This window comes from Kitasatospora sp. NPDC001660, from assembly GCF_053596725.1.
The window spans coordinates 26,912-42,821 of sequence record NZ_JBSFGU010000018.1; the positions used below are offsets into that span (position 1 = coordinate 26,912).

A 15,910-nucleotide genomic window follows, 5' to 3' on the forward strand; every position below is an offset into this window, starting at 1 on the left:
AGGAAGCACCGTGGCACAGCAGCTGTCCCAGGTCGAACTGGCGGGCATGACCGCCGCCCAGGGCACGTTCCAGCACGCCGTGGACGAGGCCACCACCTCCTACGCCAACGTGGAGGGCCAGGTCGAGGCGCTCGCCGCCAGCTGGACCGGTCAGGCCGCCAGCATCTACACCCAGGCCATGCAGCAGTGGCTGGCGGATTTCCAGAAGCTCAACCAGGCGCTGACCACCATGTTGGAGACGCTGGCCGCCAACACCAACGTCTACGCCAACACGCACCAGGACACCGAGCAGGTGGCCCACCAGGTCGCGCAGCAGGTCGCCTCGGGCGGCGGGCTCGTCGGCTTCCCGCTCTGACCCACCTTTCGCCTCCACTCCGCACCCCAGGGAGCAATCAGCATGAGCACGTACCGCGTTCAGATGGACCAGGTCGAGATCATCGTCGGTGAGATGGCCGCCATCACCCGGAAGATCAACGAGACGCTGGCCGACCTCGACAACCAGTCCACCGTCCACCTCGCCGAGTGGACGAGTGCCGCGCGCGACACCTACACGCAGGTCAAGGCCCAGTGGGACAGCGCTGCGGCCGACATGACCGTGAAGGCCACCAACGCGACCCAGATGCTGGGCACGATCAACGAGTACTACGCCTCCGGCGAGCGCTCCGGCGTTCGGCTCTGGTCGTGACCGGCGGCGCCCCGATAAAGCCGGCCAGGGACCTGGGGGGTTCCGCGACCCCGGCTCCCTCGGCGGACTACAGCAAGCTCCAGTACGGCGGCAGCACCACGATCGCGGGGGGGCACGGCAGCTACCACGCGCCCGACGCGTTCACCGCGCCCGAGGTCCCCCCGGCGCCGGGGAAGTCGAAGGGCACCACGGTGAGCACGCCGTCCCTGGGCAAGTTCGCCGACAACATCGACCTGCTCATCGCCCCGGTGGACGCGGCGGCGAAGGCGCTCCACGCGATCGACGTGCATCCGGGGGCCTTCTACCACGCCGCGAAGATGCGGGAAACGGTCAACGGCGGCGAAGGGGACGCCGGGCTGAAGGACCAGTGCGTCAAGGCGCTCGGCGATCTCTCGAACGCGCTGGTCGATCTGCGGGAGGGCGTACGGACGTTGAGCGGTCAGTACAAGAGCATCGAGGAAGCCAACAAGATGACCGCCAAGGACCTCCGCGATGCGATGAGTTCGGCGAACGACAAGTTCAACACGGTCGTCAAGGATGCCGGCGGCGACGCCGCCACGGCCGGTGGCGGCAGCCAGAGTGGCGGCGGCAGCCAGAGCGGTGACGGCAAGCACCACGGCAACAGCAACAGCGGCAACGACAGCAAGAACAACTGATCGGCGCGCCGCCCGTCGCCGCGTCCCGACCCTCGGGGGCGGCGACGGGCGGCGCGGCGAAGCGACCGGGAGGGACCATGGCCGGCAAGGGCGACAGCGGCAAGGACAACAGCGACACGGGCAACAACGACAACGGCGTCACCAAGGGCGACCACGGCTCCCTCAAGGGCAAGCCCACTACTAGCGAAAGTTTCCACGAGCACGACTACTACGAGTGGGACTGGAAGCACATCGAGGCCGCCATCGTCGGGTTGGGCGGCGGCGTCAGCAGCGCCGCCAACCTCGAATACGCCAAGTCGGTGGCCGACCCGCAGTCGCTCCAGAACGCGGCCGACACCTTCTACCAGGTGCAGTTGGTCCTCGTGGGCGTCTCGCAGGCGCTGACCGACCAGGCGAACGCGCTGGCGGGCAAGGACGGCGTGTGGACGGGCGACGCCGCGGACGCCTTCACGGAGGTGATCAAGACCTTCTCCAGGCAGGTGGGTGCGGTGGCCGACGTGATCTCCGGCGGCCACTCCGGGAAGAACTCCGTGCCGCAGCAGCTCGCCGACAACGCGGTCAACCTGACCAACGCGCAGAACAAGATCCTGGAGATCGACAACTGGTACGCCAAGCAGGCGCACGACAAGTTGCACCTCGACGCCATGAGCAGTACCGGCCTGATCCCGGTCAGCCAGAGGCCCGAGCTGGTCGAGATGATGAACCACGACATGCGGCAGGTGCTGATCAGCCTCGCGGGCGAGTACCAGGTCACCCTCGACACGATCACGTCGCCGGGCAGCATCAGCTCCCCCCTCGGGGGCGGGGGTGGCGGGCTGGACCAGCCCAAGCCGTCGGACCTGCCGGATCTCACCGGCCTCGACGGCGACGACCACAAGCCCGGTATCGAACCCGTCAAGCTCTCCGCGTTGCCCGAGCTGTCGAACCCGGCAGGAACCGACCTCGCCGGCAAACTCGGCCTGAACGGCCTCGGCCCGGACCCGACCGGCGAGAAGCCCGACCTCACGGCGTTCAAGGCCGGCACGGGCACCGCGGGCGCCGGTACCCTCGACGGCCCGCCGACTGCCTTCCCCGACCTCGCCGCCGGCACCCGCGCGGGCGACGTCAACGGTCTCAAGGCCGGCCTGGCCCCCCTCCCCGACGGAACGGGCACCGACGGCCTCGGTGGACTCGGTGGTCTCAGTGGCCTCAACCCGGCCCCGCTCGCGCCTCCCGGGGCCGACCCCTTCACCGGCGGGACGGGCACCGGCGGCACCGGCGGCCTCAGTGGCCTCTCCCCGCTGCCCACGTTCGGCACGGGGGGCCTCGGCACCCCCGCGCCCCTGCCCGGGGCCTTCCCCGGCGGCACCGGCGTCGGCGGTACGGGAGGCCTGGGCAGCGGTGACGGCCTCAGCACGGCCGATCCGGGCACCTGGGGGTCGACGCCCGCCCCCGTACCGTTCACCGGCGGCCTCGGGACCGGGGGCACCGGAAAGCTGGGCAGCGGTCTGACCGGCCGGAAGCCCAGCGCCTTCCCCGGTGGTCTCGGCACCGGTGCCACGGGAGGCCTGGGCAGCGGTCTGACCGGCGGCCTGCCCGCCGGCTTCCCCGGCGACCTCTCCACCTCCTCCGGGCTGCCCACCGACCTCTCCGGAGGGTCCTCGATCCCCGGGTTGTCGGGCCTCGGGGAGGCGGGCACGGCGTTCCCGGGCGGCCTGGGCACGGGCGGCACGGGGGGCCTGGCCGGCGCGGGCATGCCCTTCCTCCCGAACACCGGCGGCGCCCAGGCACCCCCCGTCAACAGCGAACGCAGCGACGCCTCGGGCCTGTTGGAGCACGACGCCAAACCGTGGGCCGGATCCACCGACGTCGGCGACGACATGGCCACCCACCTCGGCACCACCACCGGCGGCGAAGGACTCACCCTCCCCATCGGCGCCGGCACCGCCCACGAAGCCACCGCCCCGGCCGCGGGCATGCCCTACCTGCCGGGCATGGGCGGCGGCGCCCAGGCACCCGCCGTCAACAGCGAACGCAGCGACGCCTCAGGCCTGTTGGAGCACGACGCCGAACCCTGGACCGGCGCGGCGGACGGCGAGACCGCCGAGTCGGGCACCGCCGCGGGCGGCGAGGGGCTCGCGATGCCCTTCTTCCCCACCCCGGTCGGGTCCGGGCGGGAGCAACGCGACGACCGCCGGGAAGCGGCCGCCGCCGCGCTCCTGGCCGGGGAGGCCGCGGCCGTCTGGGCCGAGGGTGTCGCCATGCCCGGGACCGAAACCGAGGCCCAGGAGACGGCGGAGGCCGCGGCGGGGACCCCGGCCGCGGAGCTCGCCACCGCCGCACTCCCCTCCGCCACGATTTCCCTGCCGGAGGTCGTGGGTGACGAGGAGTCGGGCGCCGCCTGGGACGTCGCGGGCGCGGCGTTCGTGCCCCTGCTGTGGGCAGCCTCGGCGGAGGACGAGGCGGACGTCACGGCGGACGGTCCTGCCACGGCCGAGGAGGGCACCTGGGGGACGGCCGCGGCGGAGCCCGCGTTCACCACCTGGCAACCCAGCCCCGCCGGCCAGGCCGCCACCACCCCGGCCGCGGTCGCGCTCGCGGGCGCCGCGCTGTCCTGCGCCACCGACGACATCGCTCCCGAGCCCGAGGAGGAGACCGCCGAGGCGGAAGAGGCGGAGGCCCCCGCCCGCGGGGCCGCCGACCTGCTCGTCCAGGAGCGCGAGCTGTGGGGCACCTCGGACTCCGAGGGCCTCGGCGCCATCATCTGACCCGTGGCCGGAAGAGGAACCATGAGCTCGACGTACGACCAGGAGATCGAGGAACTCCTCGCGCTCTACCAGCGGCAGCGCGAGGGCGCGGCCGAGACCCGACGCAGGATCAACGAGACCACGGGGACGGCGACCGCACCCCGGCAGACCGTGAAGGTGACCGTCAATGCCGTGGGCGACGTCACCGGGATCGAGTTCCCCACGGGCGCGTTCCGGCGGCTGACCCCGAAGGAGCTCTCGGAGGCCCTGCTGACGACCATCGCCGAGGCCCGCCGCGACGCGCTGGAGCAGGTCGCCCGGATGACCGACCTCCAGCTGCCGTCGGGCGCGAACGCCGCCTCGCTGCTCCGCGGCGACGGGGACCCCGTCGCACTGCTGCCCGAGGCCCCCGGCATGCCGGACGAGGTGCGGGACTACATCGACACCGGCCTGAACCCTGGAGGCGTCCGTGGCTGACCGAACCTTCTTCGTGGACCCGGAGGGCCTGCGCGAGCCGATGTCCCACATCCGGGAGATCGCCGCGGAATTCCACGGCATCGGCGACAGTCTCACCGCCAGGCTCGCAGAGGTCGGCCCCTGCTGGGGCGACGACGAGACCGGCCGGCAGTTCTCCGAGGTGTACCGGGGCCCCCGCGACCAGCTCCTCCTCGGCTTCACGGCCATGTCCGAGGTCGTGAACGAGACGGCACACGGCATCGACACCATGGCGAAGAACTACCGCCGGCTGGAGGACCAGAACATCGCCCACGCGCAGACCCTCAACGGCGGCGCCGAGAACCGCCCGTCCGTCGGGGGAACCGGGGGCGGACACACGGGCCGGCCGGGGAAGCCGTGACCATCCAGCTGCCCCCCGCGCTCGAATGGGTCGCCTCCCTGGCGGTCGGCTCGCGGTGGCCCAAGGGCGACGAGGACGGCATGGCCGTGCTGGGCCACATCTGGGAGGACGCCAAGCGGCGGCTGATCGCCGTCGTCGACCGGCTCGGACCCGCCGGGAGTGCCGTTCTCCAGCACGTCGGCGGCCAGGTCGCGGACCAGTTCACGCGGTTCGTCCAGAGCCTGTCGTCCAGCATCCCCGATGTCGCCGGGGCCGCGGGGCAGCTGGGTCTCGCCGCGCGCGACACCGGGGTGCAGCTCCAGCACGCCAAGATGATGATCCTCGCGCAGCTGGTGTGGCTGGCGAACGATATCGTCGACCTGTCCTTCTGGGCGCCGGAGGCGATCCCCGCCGCGGTCACCTCGGCGCGGGTGGCAGTCTCTCTGATCCTGCGCCGGCTGGCGATGGCCGTCGCCAGGGGCGCCGCCCTCCTGGCCGGCATGGACATGGGGATCCAGGGCCTCCAGCGGCTCATGCACGACCGCACCTCGTGGGACTGGACCTCCATCGGGATCTCGGCGGCCAGCGGCGGGATCGGCGGGGGCGTCGGCGGGATCGTCGGCGAGGGAGCGCGCGGCCTCTTCAAGAACGCGGCCAACACCATGATCGGCAAGGGCGCCGTCGGCGGGGTCAGCGCCATCGCCGGCGGCACGGTGGTGACCTCCGTCTTCGGTGGACCGAACGACGTCGCCATGGCGGCCTCCGGCGGTGTGATCGGCGGGGTGGCGGGCGGCCGCAAGGGCCGCGGCACCACGCCCAAGATCGACGACATCGACGTCCACGACCCGGTGGTGCCGCACCTGCCCAAGTTCGAGGGCGGCGCGGGCCCGGGCGCCACCGGTGTGACGGGAACGGGCGGCATCGGTGCGGAGGGGACCCGCGGCGCCGACGACGGCGGATCGAGCGACCACCGAGGCGGTGACGGCCCGGGCTCGAAGGCCGTCGAGCCGGTGGGCGAGCCCTCCGTCACCCCCGGCGAGGACACCCGGTCGGCGCCACCCCCGACCACCGGCGACGACGTGCCGTCAAAGTCGCCCGCCCCAACTTCCACGGGCGGCTCCTCCGCCCCCTCTCCCGGAGAGGCCACGTCCCGGACCGACACAGGTGACGGCGAAGGCACCGCGAAGTCGCCGACCGGCCCGGCAGCGGGCTCACCGGCCGAAGGCTCCGGGACGACGTCGGGGTTGCCGGGCTTCGAGACGACGCTCACCGGGGTCCGGCCCGCCACCGGGTCCGCCTCGGGCGGCGAGCGGCCGGCGGCGGAGGGAACGGGCACGGCGCGGGCGGCCGCGCGGCCGCCCGCGCGGGGCGGGACCGACAGCCAGGGGTCCGGCTTCCGACAGTTCGGCTCCCCTCGTGACGGTGGGGTCTGGATGGCCCCACGCGCACCCGGCTGGCACGACGCCGACGGTGCCGCCCCGGCGGCGCCCGCCGCACAGCAGGCTCCGGCCTCCGCCAGTGGGACGCACCCCCAGGTCTCCACCGGCGGGACGACACCCGCCACGGAGATCGGACACCCGGTCAGCACGGGGGTGGGGCACCTGGTGACCACGGCCGTGGGACACCCGGTCACCACGGAACCGGCGGCGCCCGTCGCCGGGCACGGTGGAGGCGAGCTCCCGCCGTCGGGCTCGGCCGACCAGGCACCGGTCACCCACACCGGCGACGGTCCCGGCCACACCGCCGGGCAGGGCCAGACGGCCCCGACCTCCCCCGTCGCACACGCCGCCGAGCCGCAGGGAACACGGCAGGAACCGGTCGCACAACCGACGGCTGCCACCGCCCCGCCCACCCAGGCGCCGGCCCAGACCCGGGAACCCGTCCAGGGCACCGATCACACCGGTACGGCCACGGGCACCCGACCCGGCCCGGGTGCCGGCTCCACCACGGTCACGGCCGGCACGGGCAACGGCGGGACGCCGGTCCGCACGCAGGACCAAGCCCCGGCCCGCACCCAGCCCACCGAGACCCCCACCGCACCCGCCCGCCCATCACTCAGCAGCAGCAGCACACCGAACGCCCCGGCCACAGGCGGCACACACAACCCTGCGGAGCCGAACAACCACGCGCAGGAACCCGCCCAGCCCGCCACCGCCCACACCACCACACCCGAACCCACCCCACCGCAGACCACCCAACCCACCCACCCACCACTCAGCAGCAACGCACCCAACACCCCGGCCACAGGCGGCACACACAACACCGCCGTACCGGACGACGGGAGCAGCGGGTCGACGGTGCAACGGCTACCGGCCGTGCCCTCAGGGGTGTCCGGCGGGGCGCCGCAGCCCGCGTCCTCCGAGCCGGTCGCTGCGGCTCATGGGCCCGCGACCGCGCAGGCGCCTGCGACCGCTCACACGACGTCCGGCAGCAGCCGACAGCCCGACCCGACCGTCAGCCCGACCGCCCAGCCGCCCGCCGGGCCGGGAGGGCCGTTCGGACCGAGGCCGAGCGAGGTGGACCGCAACGCCCCGCGCCTGCTGCTGCGCTCCGGCTTCGACCAGCGCCGCTTCACGTTCCAGGAGACGCGCTACACCGACCTGACCGTCCGGGTGGCGTTCAACGGCGACCCGAAGGACGCCGCCGACACCGTCAACAGCCTCCAGCAGGGCGTCCAGCAGCGCTTCAACGACCCGAACCATGTGCTGCCCAACGGTGACCGGCTGCACGTCACGGTCGAACACGTCGGACCAGAGGGAAATCCGCACCTCACCGTCGACCTGGTCCCCCACGGCGGCCGGACGGACCAGTACACCTGGCCGATCGGCGCCGAGCCGACCACGTACACCCACGAGTTCACACACCAGCTGGGCCTGCGGGACGAAAGCGCGGACCCCACCAACCCGCACCGCGCCGATGCCCCGGGCAGTCTGCTCGGCGACTACCGGAAGCCGCCCGCCGACCCCGGTCTCGACCAGGGTGGTCTGCGGAACCGCCACCTGCAGTTGCTCGGCACGCTGACCGGGGGCGACGAGGGCATCTACCGCCCGCCCGCCGAATCGCCCGGCCGCGCCCGGGGCTCCGGCCGGGTGCCGGCGACCGAGGCGGCGGAGAACCCGGCCGGCCGGCCCGGCGCACTGCCCGAGGCGCCGGCCACCTCCGGCCCGGTCGCGCCGGCCGCGCGTCCCGGGACGGAGACCGGCACGCCGGCGGAGCCGCCTCCGGGCGGAAGCACCGCCCGAGGTCCCGTCAGCGCCGACCCCGGTTGGCAGAACGCCCGCGCCACCGCGCCCTGGGCGCCGCGCGAGCACACCTGGGTGGACCCGGTCGCCGTCCCCACCCGCACCGAGTACCCCGCGGCCGCCTCCAGCCGGCCGCACACCCCTGCCCCGGTGATCTCGCACGCGGCACCGCCGGCTGAGGCCACCGCGAGCCGCCCCACGCCGCAGGACCCGGCCGCCCAGGAGCCCGCCACCCAACCCGCCAACAACCTGCAACCCACCACCCAGGAGCCCACCCCGGCCCGACCCACGACGCGCGAGCCCGCCGACCAGTCCGCCACCAGCCAGCGACCCGCCACCCAGGAATCGACCTCACACGAGGCGGCCAACCAGCCCACCGCCCAGCCGGCAACCCACGAGCCCAACTCCCGGCCCGCCACCAGCGAACCCACCACCCGGCCCACCACCGACCAGCAATCCACCACCGACGAGCCCAAGAACCAACCCACCGCCCAGAAGCCCGCCAACAATCAGCAACCCACCACCCAGGAATCCACCTCACACGAGACGCCCAACCAGCCCGCCGACCACGAGCCCGCCGACCCGCACCAGGCGGCACCGCCGCCGCCCACGCGCCCCGCGCCCGCGCCGCCGGCCGCCCCGGTCGACCCCCGGCACACCACCTCCCTCGCCGAGATCAAGATCACCGCTGATCCCGGGCCTGCGGCCGTGCGGGCCCGGATCGAGGACATCCTCGGCGACCACCGCACCGACACGACGGTCGTGCAGGGGCTCGACTCCCACCTCACGGCCGGCAACTTCCGCGAGAACCATCCACAGATGGTCGACGACGCCTGGCGCTTCCAGATCATCGTCAACGGACGCCCGCACGAGGTGCAGATCACCGCCCGGACGAACGGCTGGCAGCCGGCCGCGCACGTACCCACCAAGGACCGGGCCGAGACGGAGGGCAAGACCGACGTCGAGTCGACCGCCAAGTCCACCTTCACCCCCGAGCCGCGCAAGACCCAGGCCTCCCGCACGCAGTCCGCCCTCAACGTCGCGCCGGCCATCACGTATCCGGTCAATGAGCACCTGTTCGCGACCGGTTCCGCCTCCGTCAGCGTCGGCGGGGCGAACCACGAGACGGAAACCACCGTCACGTCGAAGGCCGAGACGTCCAACAAGCTGACGCTGACCGGGCCGACCTCCCCGCACATCGCCCAGTTCGCCTACAACGCCACCGTCCTGGATCATCAGGGACGACCGCTCGGCCCCGGTGGACGTCCCCCGCTCACGGGCTCGGTGACCGCAGAGATCCCCAGCCGAGGGACCCCTGTCGGGACCGCGCCACGGGCCTGGGAAGGCTGGGATCCGGCACCGGCGGGCCGGCCCGCCCCGGAGCCGGGTGCACACCCCGAGGGGCAACCGCTCGCCGTCATCGGGCTCGGCAACGCCCGGAACGCGGTCTTCGACGCCCTGCCGGAGGAGAATCGCCCGGACGCCCCCGCACACAAGGTGATCAACGACTTCTTCACGACGAAGAACGTCCTCAACGAGTTCGAACACGCGGCGGGTTGGGGCATGACGTCGGCCCCGATACGGTTCTCCGACGGCAGTGAGGGTCACCTGCACCTCACCCTGGAACCCCACGGCTCCACCGTGCTGGACACCGTCGACCACAAGAGCGAACTGGCTTCGAACACGTCGACCGAGCACAAGGCGAGCCACGTGAACAAGTCGTCCCGGAGCGCGGGGTTCACCGGCGGTGTCCTGGGCCAGGTGAAGAAGTCGACGGAACCGGGCAGCCACGAGTCCACCTGGGCCGGCGGTTCGGTGGGCTACTCCTACACCGCGAACCGCGACCACGAGAGCAAGAACAACCACACCGTGAAGGTGGCGAGCAGCCATGAGCACGAGGGCAAGGCCGACCTGGTGGCCACCGACGTGCACTTCCACATCAGCGTGACGAAGCAGCGGTTCTCCCCGCGCCCCGACGGTCTGCACGACACGAACAACGTGCAGATCGGCGGCCGCGCCGTGACGGGCCACCCGCCCGGGGAGCACCGGATCTCCATGGAGGCCCCCATCACCGGCCAGGTGCGCCGCGTGGTGCAGTACCCTCCGACCACCCACACCCCCGCCACCCACGCCGAGCCCGCCGGTAGCGCTGGCGCCGAGCACGCTCAGCCACACGCGGCCCCGGCGGACGCGCCCGCCGCGCCGGCCAGCCCGGCGCCCCCCGCTCCCCCGGACGCCGCCGGGCTCCGCGAGCCGCTGAACAGCCAGCGCACCACCTACCTCAAGGTCCCCGGCTCGGCGGAGTTGGCGAACCACATCGTCACCCGACTGCACACGGAGGCTCCCGGGCTCCTCCCCCCTCCGGCCGGTGCCGCCGGCGCCCCGGGCGGGAGCCACGCCCGGATCACCCCGCAGGCGGTCAAGAACCTCGACGAACTCCACCAGCAGATCACCCCGTCCGCCCTGGCCCGCGGCGGGCCCGATCTGCTCGACGGCAGGTTCCGGATCACCCTGGACGCCTCACACCTGCCGGGGATCGACGCGAAGACGTTCGAGATCCTGGTCAAGGCCGACCTGGGCCCCGGCGGGCACGTCGGCTCCCAGACCTCCACCACGAAGAACAGCATCAGCCTCACCTCAGGCGGGGACCTGGTGGTCACCGACGGCGGCAAGCACGCGGTCACCGGCTCCGGGAACGTGCGAAGCTCGCTCAACCCGCCGGACACCACCCGAGCCTTCGTCAACGGCAACCTCGAAGGTTCCTCCAGCAAGAGCCACGTGACCACCACGGCCGCGGCCACCGAGACCAAACACGAGTTCAGCCTGAAGTCATCGGCCGACAAGTTCGGCTACCCGGTGACCTACCACGTGATGGTCGGCCGCGAGAACTCCGAGCACCCCACCACGGTGCTGGACACCGGCGCCGGCTCCGCGCACGCCGGACAGACCCGGACGTTCCAACCGCACGACGGGCAACTGGTGGTGGAACAGCACCAGCCCGCTTCCCCGTCCGACACTCCGCCGCCCCAGCACCTCGCGACCCCCCGGCTGCCGCAGGCGAGCTTCATCCGGCACGTCGACGACCAGCAGGCTTTCCGGGAGAGCGCCGAGAAGGCGCTGAACAGCGCCTTCGACCAGTGGCTCCTCGGACACACCCCGGACCTGTCCAAGGCACTGGACGTGCTCGGTGGGCCGAACCAACTGCGCGGTGCCGTCACCTCGTCACACGGCGGCTGGTCGAACTCCGGCGAGGAGCAGGTGGGTCGGGGGATCAGGCAGGGCGCCGCCGGATTGTCCACCCGGACTCAGATGACCGACTTCCACTACCTGGAAACCCTCCCCGGCGAGGGCAAGCTCACCATCGAGAGCACCTCGAAGACGTCCACGGCGGTGGAGGACAAGTGGACCCGCGCGGGGAAGGGCGGAGTCGGCCCGGATTTCGGCAGGTTCCCCGAGAATCCGACGAACCAACACCAGTCCAGCTACCAGGTCCGGGGCGGATTCAAGGTCAAGGGCGGTGCCACGGTCACCGGTGGCGACGCGGTCAAGAACGAGATGTCGACCACCCGGACGCTCGCCACGCCCAAGGGCACCTGGCACGTCTACCAGGCCCACGCCCGGATCACGACCGTCGGACGGGTCACCGACAACAGCGGCAAGACGTACTACGGCGAACCACAGCAGAGCGAGCACATCGTGCACGTCCTGCTCTCCGACGGAGACGTTCGCGCGCTGGGCGGGCACACCGAGGCGCCGGAGCCGTCCGACCCGCGCACCGCCCCGCTGCTCGACCACGGCATCAGCGGCGGTGCGTCCGTCCACGTCCCGAGCAGTGACGAGATCCTGGGCGAGATCGACCGGCAGCTGCGCGGTCCACGGCCGGCGGGTGAGGTGCCGACGGCGGCACTGCCCTTCGCCGACGCCTTCTCCCCGCACAACCTGAGCGCGAACCCTGACGACGTGATGGGCAAGGGCATCCTCGCCACCCACGTGGACGAGAGCCGCACCAACCGGGTGATCACCCAGGTGCTGGTCCGCGGGGTGCCGCAGGCCGGCTGGCGCGACGACCACCAGCAGGCGGAGAACGAGATCAGCCGCAAGGTCACCAACTCGCAAACCTCCACCGGAAACTCCGGCGGCTCGGGCTCACTGGGCGCGGAGACACAGAACGTGCGCATCTCGGGCCTCGCGCCGAAGAGCGTCCCCCGCCTGAGCAACGGCAGCTTCAACCCCGCCGGGGGCATCGAAGGCACGCTGACCAACGGCTCCAAGTCGGGGATCACCACCGAAGTCAGCCACAAGACCTCCGGCTTCGGCACCAACCACAAGTTCTCCAACGACGTGCACTTCGACGTGACGGTCAGCCAGTACAACAGCTACGGAAGGTTCGTCAACCTCCACCACGCCCCCCAACCGGTCAGGCCGACCTGGCGGGTCGAGTCCTGGGTGCCCGAACCGCTGACCGAGAAGCCCGCGGCGGACCAGGATCCGGCCACCGTCCAGCCGCCGCCCGCCCAACAGCGGCCCGACGCACAGCCGCAGGCACCGCAGCCGGTCGGCGACGGGTCGGGTGCCCCTCCCGGTGGGGGGATCGCACTCCAGCCGGTCGGACCGCACGCGGCCGACGTCAACGCCTGGCGCGGGCAACTCGCCGGTGGCCACGACATGGTCGGTTTCGACAACGCCGGCCAGCTGATGGACAACGCCGTCCACACCCTCACCACCCCCCGCCCGTGGGGCAACGGCGTCCTGGGCCGGACCGGATCGGCCCTGGCCACGGGCGCCGGGGCGGTCGGCTCGGCCGTGAGTGCGTTCGCCCACGCCGTCACGCCGCAGCCCGCGCTCGACCTGCACCACCGGGTCGTCCAGTCCTTCGTCAGCGACCCGCGCCTGCCGGCGGGAAACGTGCTGAAGCAGGAGCAGCACCTGTCGCTCGACATGCAGGCGGCGGTCCGTCAGGTGTTCTCCGCGCAGTCCATGCCGCCCGTCTACCACCAGCTCAACACCCCCGGTTCCGAGTACCGGACGGTCCCCCTCGGCGCGGACGGCCAGACCGGCCTGGCGGTCCGGATGGAACCGACCGGCCCGGCCGTGGAGGTCAGCACCCGCGACGAGGCGAAGGACGAGCTCACCATCGGCGCCGAGGACGCCTCCAGCACCACGTCGACCAAGGGGTACACCTGGAGCGCCACCCCCGCGGACTTCTCCGTGCTGACCAAGGATCCCCTGGTGAGCGTTCCGGTCAACCCCCTCAACCTGGGGGGCCAGGCCACCGCCGATCGTTCCACCCCGGTGACGCACGCCCCCGGCGTGCCCAGCCGCTCCCTGCCGCTTCCCGACATCCCGCACGGCAAGGCGCCGACCGAAGCGGGCAAGGCGGAGCTCACGGGGCCGCAGGCGCTCGTGCGCCAGCCGGTGATCATCACCACGCAGAAGGTCGACCAGAACGGGCCGTACGGTGAGGCCGTGCCGACCCACGGCAACCTGTACTACTGGACGGAGAAGCCCGCTGCGGCCGCCGACACGCCGGCAGCCGCACCCGCGGCGGCGCCCGCACCCGCACCCGCGGCCGCCGGTGGCTCGTCGAACGCCGGCGCCTCCGGCAGCGGTTCGGCTGGTGCCCCGGCGCCTGCGGGCGCTCCGGGAAACGCCTCCACACCCGCCGCGCACACCCCGGCAGTGCCTCCCGGGAACATTTCCTCCCAACCCGCGAACACAGCCGCACCCGCACCCGCACCCGCATCCGCATCCGCATCCGCCGAGCCTGCGAACGCAGCCCCGCCCGCGCCGGCCCAACCGGCGAACGCACCCGCACCGGCCGGCAGTTCGACCAGCGCAGCCCCACCCGCCACGACCAGCGCGACACCGCCTCCCGCCACCGCCCTGCCCGCACCCACCAGCACCACCAACACCGCCCAGCCCGCGAACGCCCCGACCCCCGCCGGTAGTCCTGCGAGCGCACCCAGCGTCCAGCAGCAACCGGCCACGGTCACCCCGGCACCCGCCACCGCCGCACGGCCCGTCGTCACGCTCGACACCTCGCAGCACCCCGGCCCGCCACCCATGGCCCCAGCCGTCCGCCGGACGCCGGACGACGCCGCCTCCGAGGTGTCGAGCCTGCATTCGGTGCTGTCGGACCTCGCCGGGCAGTCGCCGGTCTCCCCGGTCTCCACCCACTCCCCCGCACCCCTCGGCTCGGGCCATTCCGGCGACTTCGGCGGCTCCGTCCTGGACGATCTCGCCGCGTCCACCACACCCCGCCAGGCACCCGCGTCGGTGCCCGCGGTGACCAACGCCGACCAGCCCACTGCTGCGGGCTCCTCGACCGCTCCGCCCGCCAGGCCCGGTCCGGCGGCCGCACCCACGGCCGCCCGGCCGCCGCAGCTCCCCGTCGCCGGGCAGGGCGGCGGCACCGCGGGCGGCACGCCCCAGGCCAGTCAGCTCGGGCGACCCGGCTCGGACCGGGCCCAGGCACGCGCCGACGCGCAGGGCACCCCGCCGGGCGCCGATCCCGCGGCACCGGCGGCGGACGGGCCGATCCTGTCGGCCTCGGGCGGTCTCACCCTCGCCCCGGTCCCGCTCACCACCGGGCCCTCCCCCGCAAGCTCGCCCGTCGCCCCCGTCCTTCCGGCCGCCCCGACGCCGCAGCTCCCGCCCCCGCGACACCCCGAGGCTGCCGGAACCCCCGCCGCCGGAGCCCCGGAGGCGGGGGCCGCCCCGCCCGATCCGACCATCCGTTAGCGAGTGCCGCCCCGCCCGCCGTTCGGGCGGGGCGGACACCGATCGGGCGAGCGCGGCGCCCGTTCGGACATTTCCCGCACCAGAGCCAACCCAGTACGGACCACAACCGGTCAAAGACCGGTAAGGATTCCGCAAGATCCGGGCGCTCCCGGCGCCACGCGGAGCCGGTATAAATCTCGAACAGGTGCCGAACGGGCCGACGACGCCCGAACGGGCCACTACGGAAGAGGAGTTGAGGGGGCCCTTGATGCGCGGGGAAGAGCGGAAGCACCGGATCCTCACCCTGGCACGCCAGCAGGGCCGGATCGAGGTCACCCGGGTCGCCGACGAGCTCGGCGTGGCACAGGAGACCGTCCGCCGCGATCTGCGCGTGCTGGAGGACCGGGGACTGCTCCACCGCACCCACGGCGGGGCGTACCCCGTCGAGAGTGCGGGCTTCGAGACCGACCTGGCCCGGCGCACCACGCTCAACGTCGACCAGAAGCGCCGGATCGCGGCCACCGCCGCCGGCCTCCTCGGCGAGGCCGAGACGGTGTTCATCGACGAGGGCTACACCCCCCAGCTCCTGGCGTCACTGCTGCCGACCGACCGGCCGCTGACCGTGGTGACCGCCTCGCTGACGACCGCCGCCGCGGTGGCGGAGTGCAACAGCCTGACAGTGCTGCTCCTCGGCGGCCGTGTCAGGTCGCGCACGCTCGCCACGGTCGGCTCGTGGACGTGCACCATGCTGAGCGGATTCGTCATCGACCTCGCCTTCATCGGCGCGAACGGCATCTCCCGGGAGATGGGGCTGACCACGCCCGATCCGGTCGTCGCCGACGTCAAGGCCAAGGCTCTCCAGGTCTCCCGGCGGCGGGTCTTCATGGGCGTGCACACCAAGTTCGGCGCCAGCAGCTTCTGCCGGTTCGCCGAGGTCGGCGACTTCGAGGCGATCGTCACCGACACGGGCCTGCCCGCCGTCGAGGCCCACCGCTACGCCCTGCTCGGCCCCAAGGTCATCCGGGTCTGACGACCCGCCCCCTCCC

At 73.1% G+C, this 15,910-nt stretch carries 8 protein-coding genes; all 8 read left to right on the plus strand.

Annotated features, from left to right (window positions below):
- Nucleotides 1-10: 10 nt before the first annotated feature.
- Nucleotides 11-355: a WXG100 family type VII secretion target gene (locus tag ACWCXH_RS20640; protein ID WP_449802879.1), complete on the plus strand. Its 345-nt coding sequence runs from the start codon at nt 11-13 to the stop codon at nt 353-355.
- Between the two features lie 42 nt (nt 356-397).
- Nucleotides 398-685: a WXG100 family type VII secretion target gene (locus tag ACWCXH_RS20645; RefSeq protein WP_449802880.1), complete on the plus strand. Its 288-nt coding sequence runs from the start codon at nt 398-400 to the stop codon at nt 683-685.
- Nucleotides 682-1,341, plus strand: a complete 660-nt coding sequence (locus tag ACWCXH_RS20650; RefSeq protein ID WP_449802881.1) for a hypothetical protein — start codon at nt 682-684, stop codon at nt 1,339-1,341. The genes ACWCXH_RS20645 and ACWCXH_RS20650 overlap by 4 nt, the downstream gene beginning before the upstream one ends.
- Nucleotides 1,342-1,418: 77 nt before the next feature.
- Nucleotides 1,419-4,088, plus strand: coding sequence for a WXG100 family type VII secretion target (locus tag ACWCXH_RS20655; RefSeq protein ID WP_449802882.1), 2,670 nt, complete (start codon nt 1,419-1,421; stop codon nt 4,086-4,088).
- Nucleotides 4,089-4,109: 21 nt separating this feature from the next.
- Nucleotides 4,110-4,544, plus strand: a complete 435-nt coding sequence (locus tag ACWCXH_RS20660) for a YbaB/EbfC family nucleoid-associated protein (protein WP_449802883.1) — start codon at nt 4,110-4,112, stop codon at nt 4,542-4,544.
- The gene (locus ACWCXH_RS20665; RefSeq protein WP_449802884.1) at nt 4,537-4,923 is read left to right on the plus strand and encodes a WXG100 family type VII secretion target; all 387 of its coding nucleotides are present in this window, start codon (nt 4,537-4,539) and stop codon (nt 4,921-4,923) included. Before ACWCXH_RS20660 ends, ACWCXH_RS20665 begins: the two co-directional genes overlap by 8 nt.
- Nucleotides 4,920-14,885, plus strand: coding sequence for a WXG100-like domain-containing protein (locus ACWCXH_RS20670; RefSeq protein WP_449802885.1), 9,966 nt, complete (start codon nt 4,920-4,922; stop codon nt 14,883-14,885). The genes ACWCXH_RS20665 and ACWCXH_RS20670 overlap by 4 nt, the downstream gene beginning before the upstream one ends.
- A gap of 247 nt (nt 14,886-15,132) precedes the next feature.
- The gene (locus tag ACWCXH_RS20675) at nt 15,133-15,894 is read left to right on the plus strand and encodes a DeoR/GlpR family DNA-binding transcription regulator (RefSeq protein ID WP_449802886.1); all 762 of its coding nucleotides are present in this window, start codon (nt 15,133-15,135) and stop codon (nt 15,892-15,894) included.
- Nucleotides 15,895-15,910: the final 16 nt, after the last annotated feature.

What these genes read in the sequence shown, in the direction of transcription:
- ACWCXH_RS20645 (WP_449802880.1), top strand. Translation starts at nt 398, where the DNA reads ATGAGCACGTACCGCGTTCAGATGGACCAGGTCGAGATCATCGTCGGT.
- ACWCXH_RS20655 (WP_449802882.1), top strand. Translation starts at nt 1,419, where the DNA reads ATGGCCGGCAAGGGCGACAGCGGCAAGGACAACAGCGACACGGGCAAC.
- ACWCXH_RS20660 (WP_449802883.1), top strand. Translation starts at nt 4,110, where the DNA reads ATGAGCTCGACGTACGACCAGGAGATCGAGGAACTCCTCGCGCTCTAC.
- ACWCXH_RS20675 (WP_449802886.1), top strand. Translation starts at nt 15,133, where the DNA reads ATGCGCGGGGAAGAGCGGAAGCACCGGATCCTCACCCTGGCACGCCAG.